Below are 14,374 nucleotides of genomic sequence, written 5' to 3'. Positions count from 1 at the left end.
TGCGAGCGAGGTCAGGCGGGGTCGGCGGCCGGTGCCGCGGGCACCCGTCGACCGGTCAGCAGTGCGGGATATGCACGGTGCACCTGCGCGGCCACCACTGCGGTGACGACCGCCTTGACGATGTCCCCGGGCAGGAAGGTGACGTTCGCGGACAGCGCCGCCCACAGCGTCAGGTCGGTGCGCAGCAGCATCCCGACGATGCCGAAGGTGTAGAGCACGACGACGCCGCCGAGGATGTTGATCAGCGACCCGAGGATCACGTTGTAGCGCGGCAGTGCCTTGACCGTGAGCCAGCCGATGACGGCCACGGCGGGGATCCAGCCGATCAGGAAGCCCGCGGTGGGGCCGGAGAGGGAGGTCAGCGACGTCCGGCCACCGGCCAGCACCGGCAACGCCAGACCCAGTGCGATGACGGTCAGCACGGCGAGCACACCCTTGCGCGGGCCGAGCAGCGCGCCCGCCACCATCACACCGAGACTCTGCAGGGTGATCGGGACACCGGAGGCGCCGACGGTGATGGTGCCGGGTAGTCCCAGCGCGATGATCAGCGCGGCGAAGACGGCGACCTGCGCGAGGTCGCGCGCGGTGATCGGCGATGCGCCGAAGGTACGGGTGGACACGGCGGTGCGAACTCCTTGTGGGGTGGGGACCGGTCGAGCTTATGTCAGGGCCGTCACAGCGTGGTCGGCTCCACCCGCCCGAGCCGGCGAAACGGACATGGGGGATCACCCTGATCTTTCCCTGATCTTGCCGCTGAGCTGGTGATTTGCCGTTGGTGACGTGTCAGGCTGGAGGCACCCGACGGCCAACTGTGATGGTTGTCGACGACAGCTGAGGAGACGGACGTGTTCTGGAAGATTCTCGGAATCGTGGCGCTGATCTGGATCGCGCTCGCCCTGGTCGGGGTGCTCGTGAAGGGTCTGTTCTGGATCCTCGCGATCAGTGCCGTGGTGTTCGGCGTGTACCTGTTGGTCAAGGCCTTCTCGGACAGCGACTCGAACGACACCAGCCGCGTGTGAGGGTGCGCCGCGTGTGGGGCCAGGCGGGGTCGGGGTGACAGATCGACGTGGTGGCGCGGAGGATCGGACGGGTGACCACCACCGCCGGCTCCCGAACCCACGTCGCACTCTCACGGCCGCTGTTGCTGCTCATGGCGACGGCGACCGGCCTGTGCGCCGGCGGCAACTACTTCAACCAGCCACTGCTCGACTCGATCGCCGACGCTCTCGGCGTCGACCAGTCCACCGCGGCGGTGACGGTCACCGTGGCTCAGGTGACCTACGGGATCGGGCTGCTGTTCCTCGTCCCGCTGGGTGACCTGCTCGACCGCCGGGTCCTGAGCGTCGGACTGATGCTGCTCGCCGCGGCCGGACAGGCGATCAGCGGAATTGCCCCCGGCATCGGCTGGTTGATGCTCGGAACCGGGATCGCGGGACTGTTCTCGGTGGCGGCGCAGGTGCTCGTGCCGTTCGCGGCGACCCTGGCCGAGCCGGGACGCCGGGCGACGGCGGTCGGCACCGTCATGAGTGGCCTGCTCGTCGGTATCCTCCTCGCCCGCAGCGTCGCCGGTCTCCTGTCCGGACTCGGCGGCTGGCAGACCGTCTACCGGGTCTCCGCGGTGGTGATGGTGGTGATCGCGCTCGCGCTGTGGCGGGCGCTGCCGTCCTCGCGTGAGGACCTCGGTCTGGGCTACGGAGGGATCCTCGCGTCGATGGGGCGGCTGGTGCGTGACGAGCCACGCCTGCGGATCCGCGGCGCGCTCGGGGCGGTGAGCTTCGCGTCCGTCGGCGTCGTCTTCGCAACCATGGCGTTCCTCCTGTCGGGCGACCCGTTCGGGCTCGACGACGTCGCGATCGGACTGGTCGGGTTGGCCGGGGTCGCCGGAGCGCTGATGGCCAACGCGACCGGGCGGCTCGCGGACCGCGGCCTCGTCCAGTTCACCTCCGGCGGGGGAGTGCTGCTGCTGTGCGCGTCGTGGGCGCTGTTCGGGCTCGGTGCACAGCACCTGGTTGCCTTCCTGATCGCGATGATCGTCGCCGACATGGCGTTGCAGAGTGTGCACGTGAGCAACCAGAGCATCGTCTACACCCTCGCGCCGCACGCCCGCGCGCGTGTCACCTCCGTCTACATGACCGCGTACTTCATCGGCGGCGCAACGGGATCCGCGCTGGGATCGGTCGCATGGTCGACGCACGGATGGGCGGGTGTCTGCTGGCTCGGACTGGCTCTCGCGATCGGCGGAGCGGTCCTGTGGTTGACGGATCTGCGCGTCGCGTCCCGCACGCCGGCCGGCCGGGAGGCATCCTGACACGCATGGAGATCGAGAGCGTTCCCGAGGACTGGCAGCGCGGCGTCGTGATCGTCGCGCACCCCGACGACATCGAGTACGGCTGCGCGGCCGCCGTCGCCCGGTGGACCGGGCAGGGCAAGGACGTCCGCTACGTCCTCGCGACCAGCGGGGAGGCGGGGATCGAGGGACTCGCACCGGCGGAGTGCGGGCGGACGCGGGAAGAGGAGGAACGTCGGTCCGCCGCGGTTGTCGGTGTGAGCGAGGTCGAGTTCCTCGGCCACCCCGACGGACGCCTCGAGTACGGTCTCGGACTGCGCCGATCGCTCGCCGCCGCGATCCGCCGACACCGCCCCGAACTCGTCGTCACCATGAACCACCACGAGACGTGGGCGCCGGGGATGCGCAACAGCGCCGACCACCGTGCGGTCGGGCAGGCCGCGCTCGACGCGGTGTCCGACGCCGCCAACGAGTGGATCTTCCCCGACCTCACCGAACCCCGCTGGACCGGCGTGCGGTGGGTGGCGGTGAACGTGATGGTCGGCGTGACGCACGCGGTCGACGTCACGGAGACCGTCGACCGGGCCGTGGCGTCGCTGACCGAGCACGCGCGCTACCTCGCCGCGCTCGGCGATGTCCCGGTTGCCGAGCAGGCGGCTGCGCAGATCGCCATGGCAACCGGCCCCCGCGACGGCTTCGCCGCCGAGCGCGCGGTCGGGTTCGAGCTCTACCGGTTCACGTGACCGGTGCGCCGACGAGGACCTGCCCGGCGCCGGGCACCGTCTCGATGTCGACGGGCAGTGGGGTGATGCGTTCGCCGTCGGCGTAGGCGACGATTCCCGGAGCCTCCAGACGCACTCGGCGGGATCGGAACACCCGCACCTCGTCGAGTTCGACATGGGTGCCCTTGTAGACGGTCGGGAACAGGCGCACCAATCTGGTCCGGCTGCCCGGCGCGACGACGATCACGTCGAACAGTCCGTCGGTCAGACTCGCGGCGGGCGCGATGCGCATGCCGCCGCCGTACGACGTGCCGTTGCCCAACGACACCATCGCCGCCTCCACCTCGAGGGTGCGGTCGTCGAGGACGATGCGGTACGGGATGGCGCGCAGGCTCGCCAGTTCCGCGAGCATCGCGAGGTTGTAGCGCATCGGCCCGCGTGGCCACCGCATCCGGTTCGCCCGTTCGGTGACGAGGGAGTCGAATCCGCTGGCCAGCACGGTGCCGAACCAGTGCGAGCCACCGCCTTCCAGGTGGACGCGGCCCAGATCGATCGCCGCGACGTCGCCGTCCGCGACGATGTCCGCGGCGGCGACGGGGTCGTCGACGGGGATGTGGAACAACCGCGCGTGGTCGTTTCCGGTTCCGGCGGGAATCACCCCGAGCGGCACCCCGGTGCCGGCCAGCGCCTGCCACGCGATGTTGATCAGACCGTCCCCACCGACCGCGACCACGGCGTCGGTGCCCGACCCGACGGCGGCGCGGGTGAGCGCGAGGGCCTCCTCCGCGGTGCCGCCCACGATCTCGGTGACGGCGAGGCCCCGGACCCGCAGGCGCGCCGTCGCCGCTGCGGCCACCTCGTGAGGACGGCCGCCGCCGGCGTGCGGATTGGTCAGGACCGTCACCGTGTTCACGGGATCAGCTTGCCCGGGTTGAGGATTCCGACGGGGTCGAGTGCCTCCTTGACGGCGCGCAGGACGGTCGTACCGAGGTCCCCGACCTCGTCGGCCATCCAGGGGCGGTGGTCGCGGCCGACGGCGTGATGGTGGGTGATGGTGCCGCCCGCGGCGACGATCGCGTCACCGGCCGCGCGTTTGGCGGCGGCCCACTGGGCCAGCGGGTCCGCGGTCTGGCCGCACACCACGGTGAAGTAGAGCGACGCCCCGGTCGGGTAGGTGTGGGAGATGTGGCACATCACCAGCGGTGGGGTGCCCTGCGCGGCAAGGGATTCGGTGAGGGCCGTGGTGACGGCGCTGCGCAGGGTCGTCAGGTTCGACCAGTGCGTCGCGGTTTCGAGCGTCTCGACGGTCGCGCCCGCCGCGAGCAGCGCGTCGCGCTGGTACGGTGCGTCGAACCGGCCGTGCTCCCACGACCGGGCCGGCCCGTCACCGAGGTCGGTGCCGCCCGCTGCGGCCAGCAGTGCACCCGCTTCCGCGGACCGGGCCCGCACGTGGTCGGACGTGCCCTCGAACGTGGTGATCGCCAGGCATCCCGACGTGGGACTCTCGCCCCCGATGTCTCCGGCGAGTGCGAGGTTGACGCCCGTCTCCGCCTCGTCGGACAGGCGCAGCACCGTCGGCGCCGCCCCGGCCTGCACGACGGAACGCAATGCGGTCGCGCCGGTGTCGAAGTCGGGGAACGACCACGCCCGATAGGCGGTGGTCTCGGGAACGCGGTGGACCCGCACCGCGACCTCGGTGATGACACCGAAGGTGCCCTCCGAACCGACGACCAGCTCACGCAGGTCGGGCCCGGCGGCGGACGCCGGACCGCGACCGAGGTCGAGCGTTCCGGCGGGCGTGGCCACGACGACGCGCTCGACCATGTCGTCGAAGCGTCCGTACCCGGCCGACGCCTGACCGGAGGAGCGGGTCGCGGCGAAGCCGCCGATGGTGGCGAACTGGAAACTCTGGGGGAAGTGCCCGAGCGAGAAGCCGCGGGCGCCGAGCAGTTCCTCCGCCTGAGGTCCGGTCAGCCCGGCCTGCAGCACCGCGATCCCGGACACCGGGTCGAGGTCGAGGAGGGAGTCGAGGCGCCGCAGGTCGAGGGCGAGGACTGCGGCGAACTCGCCGCGCACCGGGTCCAGGCCCCCGACGACGCTGGTGCCGCCGCCGAACGGGACGACCGCGATCCGCTGGTCGGCGCACCATCGCAGCAGTCCGAGGATCTCGGTGTGCGAGCCGGGGAGCACGACCGCGTCCGGCGCGTCCTGCGCACCGGTGTCCTTGCGGCGCAACAGGTCCGGGGTGGACTTGCCGCCGGCATGACGGAGTCGGGTGCCCTCGTCGGTGTGGACGTTCTCGGCGCCGAGTCGTGTGTGCAGGTCCGCGCGTTGCGCGTCGGTGAGGGTGCTCGGACGCAGCGTGACCGTGGATTCCTCCGGGGGTGCGGTCTGTGCGGCGTCGACGCCGAGCGCTGCCCTGAGCAACCCCAGGACCTGCGGCGAGAGCTGCTTCCGGAACTCCCCGAGGCCCCAGGCGTCCCACTCCATGATCGGGGCGGCGCTCGCCGGTCGTGCGGGCAACCCGGTCGCTGTGGTGTCGGTCATGCATTACAGTGTTACACACGATGTCTATCCGTAACGATGAATTGCCCGGCCTCGAGCCCACCGCCCGCAGTGTCGACGACCAGATCCTCGACGCCGCGCGCACGTGCATGCTCGAGTTCGGGATGCGGCGCACCACCCTCGCCGAGATCGCCCGTCGCGCCGGGGTGAGCCGGCCGACCGTGTACCGGCGCTGGCCCGACACCCAGGCGATCGTGGCCGACCTGCTGACCAGGGAGATCGCGCTCACCGTGCCGCCGCCCTCCGGATCCGGGACCATGCGGGCCCAACTGGTGGAGGTGGTGACGCAGGTGGCGGGCACGGTGCGCACGCATCCCCTGTTCGTGAAGATCCTGCGGTCGGATCCCGAGGTCCTCGTCACCTACGTCGTCGACCGGCTCGGCACCAGTCAGCGCGCCCTGCTCGACCGCATCGTCGACGCGGTCGAGCAGGGCCAGGCCGACGGCTCGATCCGCGGCGGCGACCCCGTCGCGATCGCGACGATGGTGCTGCTGATGGCCCAGTCCGCGGTGCAGTCCGCGGCGATGGTCGCGGAACTGGTGCGGCCCGAGAACCTGCTCGCCGAGCTGACCACCGCGGTCGACGCCTATCTGACCGCCCGGAGCTAGGAGTTCCTCGTGTACGCGCATGCACCCACCGCACTCGATGCGCGGCGTCGTGGCCGCGAACTGGCCGAACTCGGCGACGGTGCGCCGATCGACCTACTGGTGATCGGCGGCGGCGTCACGGGCGCCGGGGTCGCGCTCGACGCCGCGTCCCGCGGGCTGCGCACCGTCCTGGTCGAACGCCGCGACCTCGCGTTCGGCACCAGCCGGTGGAGTTCGAAGCTCGCGCACGGCGGCCTGCGTTACCTCGCGACCGGCAATGTCGGGATCGCGCGGGAGAGCGCCGTCGAACGGGGCATCCTGATGACCCGCACGGCGCCTCACCTGATCCGGGCCCTGCCGCAACTGGTTCCGCTTCTGCCGTCGGTGGGCGGGTTCGAGAAGACGCTGGTGCGGACCGGCTTTCTCGCGGGCGACCTGCTGCGCGCGACCGCGCGCACCCCGGCCGCGGTGCTGCCGCGCTCACGCCGGATCGGGTGTGCGGAGACGATCGCGTTGGCGCCGGCCGTCCGCCGCGAGGATCTGCGCGGCGGTCTGCTGGCCTTCGACGGACAGCTCGTCGACGACGCCCGGCTCGTCGTCGCACTGGCCCGGACGGCAGCCGGGTACGGCGCGAGGATCCTCACTCGCGTCGGTGCGTACGACGTCACCGGCGACTCGGTGCGGCTGCGGGACGAGAGGACGGGCGAGGAACTGACCGTCCGTCCCCGTGCCGTGGTGAACGCGACCGGGGTGTGGGCCGGCGAGGTCGATCCCGCGATCACGCTCAAACCCAGCCGCGGCAGCCATCTGGTGCTCGCCGCGGAGCGGCTCGGCAATCCGACCGCGGCGCTGACGGTCCCGATTCCCGGCGCCACCAACCGCTTCGTGTTCGCGTTGCCCGCCCAGTTGGGCCGCGTGTACCTCGGGCTGACCGACGAGGCCGCGCCCGGCGAGATCCCCGACGTCCCGGTCGCCACCGACGCCGAGATCGACTTCCTGTTGACGACCGTCAACACCGCGCTCGGCGTCGCACTGACCCGCGCCGACGTGCTGGCGAGCTACGCCGGACTGCGTCCGCTGCTCGACAGCGGCGACGGTGCCACCGCCGACCTGTCCCGCAACCATGCCGTCCTGACCTCGGGCAGCGGTGTGGTCAGCGTCGTCGGCGGGAAGCTCACGACGTACCGGCGAATGGCGCAGGAGGGCGTGGACGCGGCGGTGCGCGTCGGCGGGCTCGCGGCCGGCACCTGTGTCACGCGGAACCTGCCCGTGGTCGGTGCCGGAGTGGTCCCGACCGGACTCCCGGCAGCGCTGGTCGCCCGCTACGGTGCCGAGTCCGCGGCCGTCGCCGCGGCCGGTGACCTGACCCCGGTGGCCACCGGAATCGACGTCACCCGAGCCGAACTCGCGTTCGCGGTCACGCATGAGGGCGCCCTGGACGTCGACGACCTCCTCGACCGGCGCACCCGCATCGGCCTCGTCCCCGAGGATCGCGACCGCGCGCTCGAGGCGGCGCTCGACGCGCTCGGCTGACGGTTCGTGTCGGACCCCGGTCGTAGGCTGGATCCGTCCGGTACGACACGGTTGAAACCGACCCCTCGGGAGTGCCTCGCCATGACCACCGAATCCCGCAGCGCAGCGACCTCTGGATCCCGGAGCAACGCCAAGTCCGACATTCTCGACCTGCTCGCCGAGCAGCGCCGCACGTTCCTGATCGCCTACCGGGGCCTGGACGAGGAGGGTGCCCGGACCCGGTCGACTACGAGCGAGCTGACGCTGATCGCCCTCCTCAAGCACGTCACGGGTACCGAGCGGGGCTGGATCCGCACGCTGGTCGAGCGGGACGAGAACGCCGAGTTCGACATGGCCGCGGGTACGGAATCCTGGACGGTCGGTGCCGACGACACCCTCGCCGCGTTGCTGGCCGACCACGCCGCCGCGGCCGAGGAGACCGAGGCCGCGGTACGCGACCTCGACCTCGATGTGCTGGTGCCGCTGCCGACCGCGCCCTGGTCGCCTGAGCGGCAGTGGTGGAGCGGCATCAAGATCCTGATGCACATCCTGCGGGAGACGGCCCAGCACGCGGGACACGCCGACATCATCCGCGAGAGCCTCGACGGTGCGAACACCACGATGCAGATGGGCGCCGACGCCGGCATGGAGTTCTGATCGGGCATACCGCGCATACCTCGCGGCCCGGCGCGGGATCCGGGGCCGGGGAGTAGCGTTGGGCGTCATGAGTATTCGGCTCGGATACCAGATGCCCAACTTCAGCTACGGGACCCCCGTGCGGGAACTCTTCCCGACCGTCGTGGCCCAGGCCCGCGAGGCCGAGGCCGCCGGCTTCGACACCGCGTTCGTGATGGACCACTTCTACCAACTGCCCGGTATCGGCGAGCCGGACGAGCCGATGCTCGAGGCGTACACCGCGCTCGCCGGGCTGGCGATGGCGACCACCGAGATCAAGCTCTCCGCGCTGGTCACCGGCAACACGTACCGCAATCCGCCGATGCTGGCGAAGACGGTCACCACCCTCGACGTGGTCAGCGGTGGACGCGCGGTTCTCGGGATCGGTGCCGGCTGGTTCGAACTCGAACACCGACAGTTCGGTTACGAGTTCGGTACGTTCGGCGACCGATTCGAGCGCCTCGGCGAGGCCCTCGAGATCATCGTGCCGATGCTGCGGGGGCAGCGCCCGACGGTCGAGGGCAAGTGGTATCGCACCGAGAGCGCGATCAACGAACCACGGATCCGCGACGACCTGCCCGTCCTGCTCGGTGGTGGTGGTGAACGCAAGACGTTCGGATACGCGGCTCGATACGCCGACCACCTCAACATCATCTGCAACGCCTCGGAGCTCCCACGCAAACTCGACGCACTCGCCCGGCGTTGCGAGGAGGAGGGTCGGGACCGCACCACGCTCGAAACCAGCTTCCTGGCCTTCGTGATGATCGACGAGGACGGCGACCGGGCCCGGCAGCTGCAGCGCGAGTTCCTCCTCTCCCGTGGGGTGGATCTGGACGCCCTGCCCGACGAGGCCCGCGCCGCCGCGACCGACCGCCAGTTCGTCGGCGACCCGGACGAGGTCGCCGAGCAGATCCAGACTCGCGTCCTCGACCACGGCATCGACGGGATCGTGGTGAACCTGGTCGCCAACGGTCACGAGCCGGGGATCGTCGAGCTCACCGGCCGTGCTCTCGGGCCGCTCGTGTCCGGCTGAACGGCGACTGTGGCACCCTGGTCGGATGCGTGTCGCCGTCGTCGCCGGACCGGATCCCGGTCATGCCATCCCCGCAATCGCCCTGTGTCTGAAATTCCTTGCGGCGGGCGATGATCCGGTGCTGTTCACCGGTGATCGGTGGCTCGGGCACGCGAGGGCGGCGGGTATCTCGGTGCGCAGGCTCAAAGGGTTGGCGCCGCGGCCTCAGGACGACGACCTGGACGCGGGTGCCCGGATCCACTCGCGGGCGGCGTACATCTCCACGGAGATCCTGCCCGACCTGAGCGCGATGCTGCCCGACCTCGTCGTCTCCGACATCCTCACTGCGGGCGGGGGGATGGCCGCCGAACGTCTCGACGTGCCGTGGGTGGAGCTGTCCCCGCACCCGCTGTACGCGCCGTCCAGGGGATTGCCGCCGATCGGGAGCGGACTCGCGCCGGGGGAGGGAATGCGGGGACGTCTGCGGGACAGTGTGATGCGGGCCGCGACCGCTCGGTCGATCAAACAGGGCCTGCGGCAACGGTCCGAGGCCCGGATCGGGGTCGGGCTGTCCGCGGACGATCCCGGTCCCGCAGCCAGGCTGATCGCGACGCTGCCCGCGCTCGAGATGCCGCGCCCGGACTGGCCCGAGCACGCGCACGTCGTCGGCCCGCTGCTGTGGGAACCGACGGCCGACCTGCTCGATCCGCCGGCCGGCGACGGTCCGCTGGTCATGATCGCGCCGTCCACCGCGCACACCGGCGCCGAGGGGATGCTCGAGACGGCGCTGGCGGCGCTCGACGGCACCGGCGTTCGGGTGGTGGCGTCGATGCTCGACGCTCCACCCGCGGACCTGCCGCCGTGGGCGCATGCCGGCCTGGGTCGACAGGACGCACTGCTCGCCGACGCCTCCGTGGTGGTGTGCGGTGGCGGGCACGGCATGCTGGCGAAGACGCTGCTGGCCGGCGTGCCGGCCGTCACGGTGCCCGGCGGCGGTGACCAGTGGGAGTTGGCGAACCGGGCGGCCCGGCAGGGCGGTGCGCTGCTGGTACGTCCCCTGGGCGCCGACACGCTGCGGGAGGCGGTGCTGCGGGTGCTGGACGAACCGTCCTTCGCGGAGTCGGCGCGCCGTGCGGCGGACACGGCCGCCGACGTCGCGGATCCGGTGACGGTGTGTCGGGCCGCTGCTGTCGCGGGGTCGACGCCGGGGTGACGGCCTGCTTCCCGTCCGGCTACCGTGGCGGGTGTGCGACTGACCGAGTTCAACGAGCTGGTGCACGGCGAGTTCGGCCGCCTGTACGGCGAATCGCTGTTGGTGGACCACGTGCTGCTCAGCCTGGGCGGCAAGACCGCGGCCCAGGCCATCGAGGAGGGCCGGGAACCGCGCGAGGTGTGGCGTGCGCTGTGCGCCGAGTTCGAGGTGCCGCGTAACCGCTGGTAGCTGCCCGTGCCGGGGTCGACACGCGGTCCCGCCTCATTGACTCGAACACCTGTTCCCCTATGCTGGAAGTGTGCACGTCAGTCCGCGCCGACGGAGTTTGTCGGTGCCCCCCTCTACGGTGACGGCATCAGAAGGAAAGACCCGCTCGGACACGAGTTGCTGACCGAACACCAGTCGCTGACCAAGGAGACAACCGATGGCACCGCAGGCACACGATCGCGACAAGGCTCTCGAGCTCGCGCTGGCGCAGATCGACAAGAACTTCGGCAAGGGCTCGGTGATGCGCCTCGGGGAGGAGGCCCGCCAGCCGATCTCGGTGATCCCCACCGGCTCCATCGCGCTGGACGTCGCGCTCGGTATCGGTGGTCTGCCCCGCGGCCGGGTGGTCGAGATCTACGGTCCGGAGTCCTCCGGTAAGACGACCGTCGCCCTGCACGCGGTCGCCAATGCGCAGGTCGCGGGCGGTATCGCCGCGTTCATCGACGCCGAGCACGCCCTCGACCCGGAGTACGCCCGCAAGCTCGGTGTCGACACCGACGCGCTGCTGGTCTCCCAGCCGGACACCGGCGAGCAGGCGCTCGAGATCGCCGACATGCTGATCCGTTCCGGCGCGCTCGACATCATCGTCGTCGACTCGGTGGCCGCGCTGGTGCCGCGCGCCGAGATCGAGGGCGAGATGGGCGACAGCCACGTCGGTCTGCAGGCCCGCCTGATGAGCCAGGCGCTGCGGAAGATGACCGGTGCCCTGAACAACTCGGGCACCACCGCCATCTTCATCAACCAGCTGCGCGAGAAGATCGGCGTCATGTTCGGTTCGCCGGAGACCACCACCGGTGGTAAGGCGCTCAAGTTCTACTCCTCGGTGCGGCTCGACGTGCGCCGCATCGAGACCCTCAAGGACGGCGGCGACGCGGTCGGCAACCGGACCCGCGTCAAGGTCGTCAAGAACAAGGTGTCGCCGCCGTTCAAGCAGGCCGAGTTCGACATCCTCTACGGCCAGGGCATCTCGAAGGAGGGCTCGCTGATCGACATGGGTGTCGAGCACGGCTTCATCCGCAAGTCGGGGTCCTGGTTCACCTACGAGGGCGACCAGCTGGGCCAGGGCAAGGAGAACGCCCGCAAGTTCCTGCTCGAGAACACCGACATCCGCGACGAGATCGAGAAGAAGATCAAGGAGAAGCTGGGCATCGGTGCCGACGTGACGGCGGAGGACACCGACGACGCGCCGGTCGACTTCTAGGACGCGCGCCGTGGACCCGGAGGACCGCCCTCGGGAACGCCGCCGGCCCGATCCGCGGCGCGGCGCCGATGTCGCGTCGCGGACACCCGCCGAGCAGGAGGCGCAGGCCAAGGACCTGTGCCTGCGCCTCCTGACGGACCGCGCCCGCAGTCGCGCCGAGCTGTCGAAGAAGCTGACGGACAAGGGTTTCGACGCGGATGTCGTCGTCGCCGTCCTCGACCGGCTCGCCGAGGTCGGGCTGGTCGACGACGCCGCCTTCGCGTCCCAGTGGGTCAACTCCCGGCACGTCTGGTCCGGCAAGGGCAAGCGTGCCCTGGCGATGGAACTGCGGACCAAGGGCGTGGCACCGGATGTCGCGGCCGTCGCGCTCGACCAGATCGACGCCGAGGACGAACGTGAGCGCGCCGCGGAACTGGTGCGCCGCAAGCTCAGATCGGCCTCACTCGACTTCGAGGTCGACGGTCCGGGCGGGCGCAGCAGTGAACGCGATCGCCTGGTGCGTCGGCTGGTCTCGATGCTCGCCCGCCGCGGCTACCCGCAGGGCATGGCCTTCGACGTCGTGAAAACCGCACTCGCCGAAGCGGGCACGGACGCCGGCGACCTCGACCGCTGACTCGGCTAACCGCGTACTTCCGGTTCGTTTCCGGTCAGGTCCATGCCCGGAACGGCGGTGACGGGGACCGCGGTCGGTGCCGACACGGCGCGACCGCGGCGTCCCCGCCGCAGCCGCTTCTCGACATAGGTCGCGAGCGCAGACAGTGCGGAGTTCAGCACGATCATGATCGCCGCGACCACCAGCAGTGCCGGCAGGTAGTTGCCGTAGAAGGCGCCGAGCTGCTGGCCGGACCGCACCACCTCGACATAGCCGATCAGGTAGCCCAGTGCGGAGTCCTTCAACGCCACCACCATCTGCGAGATGATCGCGGGCAGCATCGCCGTGACCGCCTGCGGCAGCAGGATGGTCCGCATGATCAGGCTCTTGCGCATCCCGAGAGCCTGAGCGGCCTCGGTCTGTCCCTTCGGGAGCGAGAGGATGCCCGCCCGGACGATCTCGGCGATCACCGACCCGTTGTAGAGCGTCAGGCCCGTCACCACCGCCGCCAGCGCCAGGTACCGCGACTTGAACACCTCGTACTCGGCGAACACCTGATAGGCGAAGATCATCAGGATCAGCACCGGGATCGCCCGGAACAGTTCCACGACGACACCGGACACCGCCCGTACCGTGCGGTGATCCGACAGCCGCCCGATGCCGAGCACCGCGCCGAGGATCAGGGCGAGCACGATCGAGATGGCCGCCGCGACCAGGGTGCCGCGGATGCCGGGGATCAGGTAGGTGGTCCACGACGTGGCCTCGAGGAAGGGACTCCACTTCTCGGAGGTGAGCTGGCCCTTCGCGTCGAGGGCCCGGTACACGGCGTACGCGACGGCGAGCAGCGCGGCCGCGACCACCGCCGACGCGATGCGGTAGTTCACGCGGGCCCGGGGACCGGGAGCGTCGTAGAGGACGGTCGCCTGGGCGCTCATCGGGCCACCTCCAGTCGCTTGCCGAGATACCCGAACAGCAGCCCCATCGGCAGGGTCAGGATCACGAAGCCGAGCGCGAAGATCCCACCGACGACGAAGATCGCCGCCTCGTTCTCGATCATCGTCTTCATCAGGAGCGATGCCTCCGCGACGCCGATCACCGAGGCAATCGTGGTGTTCTTCGTCAACGCGATCAGGACACTGCCGAGCGGGGCGATCACCGCCCGGAACGCCTGCGGCAACACGATCAGCCGCAGATTCTGCCCGAACGTCAGGCCGAGCGAGCGGCCCGCCTCGGCCTGTCCGACGTGCACGGTGTTGATGCCCGACCGCAGCGATTCACACACGAACGCGGCCGTGTAGATGCTCAGGCCCAGGACGGCGAGTCGGAAGTTGTTGTCCACCAACGACGTCGGGGAATTCTCCGGGGCGAGCCGGATCCCCATCGTCTGGTAGATGCCGAACGAGCAGAAGATGATGATCAGCGTCAGTGGGGTGTTGCGGAAGATCGTCACGTAGGCCGTGCCCAGCCAGCGCGCCACCGGGACGGGGGAGACCCGCATCGCGGCGAGGACGGTACCGATCACCAGGGCACCGATCGCCGACAGCACGGTCAGCTGGATCGTCGTCCAGAACGCGGAGATCAGCTGATCCCCGTACTCGCTGAGCAGGTCCACGAGTTCCCTCCTGCGGCGTCGCCGCAGTGGTGGGGGGGGGGGGGGGGGGGGGGGGGCGGGGGCGCCCCCCGGGGGGGGGGGGGGGGCGCCGCCCGGTTGTGATGGGTGCCCCCCAAAGTAATCCAGGCG

16 protein-coding genes are annotated in these 14,374 nt (G+C 70.7%); 11 read left to right on the top strand and 5 right to left on the bottom strand.

Translation table 11 applies throughout. From position 1 onward, the window contains the following. Positions 1 to 11: 11 nt before the first annotated feature. Positions 12 to 620 carry a biotin transporter BioY gene (locus tag ACFYVR_RS02955; protein WP_387469415.1) on the bottom strand — a complete coding sequence of 203 codons (609 nt, stop codon included), beginning with the start codon at positions 618 to 620 and terminating at the stop codon, positions 12 to 14. Between the two features lie 225 nt (positions 621 to 845). On the opposite strand from ACFYVR_RS02955, the gene ACFYVR_RS02950 reads away from it, so the two are divergent. The 3 genes from ACFYVR_RS02950 (at position 846) to ACFYVR_RS02940 (ending at position 3,030) form a co-directional block, all read left to right on the top strand. Next, positions 846 to 1,019, top strand: coding sequence for a hypothetical protein (locus ACFYVR_RS02950; protein WP_387469413.1), 174 nt, complete (start codon positions 846 to 848; stop codon positions 1,017 to 1,019). 131 nt (positions 1,020 to 1,150) lie between these two features. Continuing rightward, a complete protein-coding gene (locus ACFYVR_RS02945) occupies positions 1,151 to 2,308 on the top strand; it encodes an MFS transporter (protein WP_387470318.1) in 1,158 nt (385 codons plus the stop codon). Positions 2,309 to 2,319: 11 nt separating this feature from the next. After that, complete coding sequence (locus tag ACFYVR_RS02940; protein ID WP_387470316.1) at positions 2,320 to 3,030, top strand: PIG-L deacetylase family protein; 711 nt, start codon at positions 2,320 to 2,322, stop codon at positions 3,028 to 3,030. On the opposite strand, the gene ACFYVR_RS02935 is transcribed toward ACFYVR_RS02940, so the two are convergent. Together ACFYVR_RS02935 and ACFYVR_RS02930 are read right to left on the bottom strand one after the other, a co-directional pair. Further along, positions 3,023 to 3,913 (bottom strand): diacylglycerol kinase, encoded by an 891-nt coding sequence (locus ACFYVR_RS02935; RefSeq protein WP_387470314.1) that lies wholly within the window; start codon positions 3,911 to 3,913, stop codon positions 3,023 to 3,025. The genes ACFYVR_RS02940 and ACFYVR_RS02935 overlap by 8 nt on opposite strands. A 5-nt stretch (positions 3,914 to 3,918) precedes the next feature. Continuing rightward, complete coding sequence (locus ACFYVR_RS02930) at positions 3,919 to 5,499, bottom strand: FAD-binding oxidoreductase (protein WP_387470312.1); 1,581 nt, start codon at positions 5,497 to 5,499, stop codon at positions 3,919 to 3,921. Between the two features lie 77 nt (positions 5,500 to 5,576). Here ACFYVR_RS02930 and ACFYVR_RS02925 point away from each other — a divergent pair, with 77 nt between their 5' ends. The 8 genes from ACFYVR_RS02925 to recX all read left to right on the top strand — a co-directional run bounded on the left by ACFYVR_RS02925 (position 5,577) and on the right by recX (position 12,654). Further along, positions 5,577 to 6,182: a TetR/AcrR family transcriptional regulator gene (locus ACFYVR_RS02925; RefSeq protein WP_387469411.1), complete on the top strand. Its 606-nt coding sequence runs from the start codon at positions 5,577 to 5,579 to the stop codon at positions 6,180 to 6,182. A gap of 9 nt (positions 6,183 to 6,191) precedes the next feature. Continuing rightward, positions 6,192 to 7,694: a glycerol-3-phosphate dehydrogenase/oxidase gene (locus tag ACFYVR_RS02920; protein ID WP_387469409.1), complete on the top strand. Its 1,503-nt coding sequence runs from the start codon at positions 6,192 to 6,194 to the stop codon at positions 7,692 to 7,694. Positions 7,695 to 7,775: 81 nt separating this feature from the next. Beyond that, on the top strand, positions 7,776 to 8,330 hold the full coding sequence (locus ACFYVR_RS02915; RefSeq protein ID WP_387469407.1) for a DUF664 domain-containing protein: 555 nt from the start codon (positions 7,776 to 7,778) through the stop codon (positions 8,328 to 8,330). A gap of 67 nt (positions 8,331 to 8,397) precedes the next feature. Beyond that, positions 8,398 to 9,381, top strand: coding sequence for an LLM class F420-dependent oxidoreductase (locus ACFYVR_RS02910; protein WP_387469405.1), 984 nt, complete (start codon positions 8,398 to 8,400; stop codon positions 9,379 to 9,381). 25 nt (positions 9,382 to 9,406) lie between these two features. Beyond that, positions 9,407 to 10,573: a glycosyltransferase gene (locus ACFYVR_RS02905; RefSeq protein ID WP_387469403.1), complete on the top strand. Its 1,167-nt coding sequence runs from the start codon at positions 9,407 to 9,409 to the stop codon at positions 10,571 to 10,573. 33 nt (positions 10,574 to 10,606) lie between these two features. Beyond that, positions 10,607 to 10,801, top strand: a complete 195-nt coding sequence (locus ACFYVR_RS02900; protein ID WP_387469401.1) for a DUF3046 domain-containing protein — start codon at positions 10,607 to 10,609, stop codon at positions 10,799 to 10,801. A 196-nt stretch (positions 10,802 to 10,997) separates the two neighbouring features. Continuing rightward, positions 10,998 to 12,041, top strand: coding sequence for a recombinase RecA (gene recA / locus ACFYVR_RS02895; RefSeq protein WP_387469399.1), 1,044 nt, complete (start codon positions 10,998 to 11,000; stop codon positions 12,039 to 12,041). A 10-nt stretch (positions 12,042 to 12,051) separates the two neighbouring features. Further along, entirely contained in the window at positions 12,052 to 12,654 is a 603-nt protein-coding gene (gene recX / locus ACFYVR_RS02890) for a recombination regulator RecX (RefSeq protein WP_387469397.1), read from the top strand. A gap of 5 nt (positions 12,655 to 12,659) precedes the next feature. On the opposite strand, the gene ACFYVR_RS02885 is transcribed toward recX, so the two are convergent. Further along, entirely contained in the window at positions 12,660 to 13,568 is a 909-nt protein-coding gene (locus ACFYVR_RS02885) for an amino acid ABC transporter permease (RefSeq protein WP_387469395.1), read from the bottom strand. Continuing rightward, positions 13,565 to 14,245, bottom strand: coding sequence for an amino acid ABC transporter permease (locus ACFYVR_RS02880; RefSeq protein ID WP_387469393.1), 681 nt, complete (start codon positions 14,243 to 14,245; stop codon positions 13,565 to 13,567). Before ACFYVR_RS02880 ends, ACFYVR_RS02885 begins: the two co-directional genes overlap by 4 nt. Between the last annotated feature and the right edge of the window lie 129 nt (positions 14,246 to 14,374).

Origin of the sequence: Rhodococcus sp. NPDC003318, from assembly GCF_042879035.1 — a bacterium.
Lineage (GTDB): Bacteria > Actinomycetota > Actinomycetes > Mycobacteriales > Mycobacteriaceae > Rhodococcus_G.
Note: the sequence above shows the minus strand (reverse complement) of the source record. Positions and strands in the feature narration are given on the sequence as shown.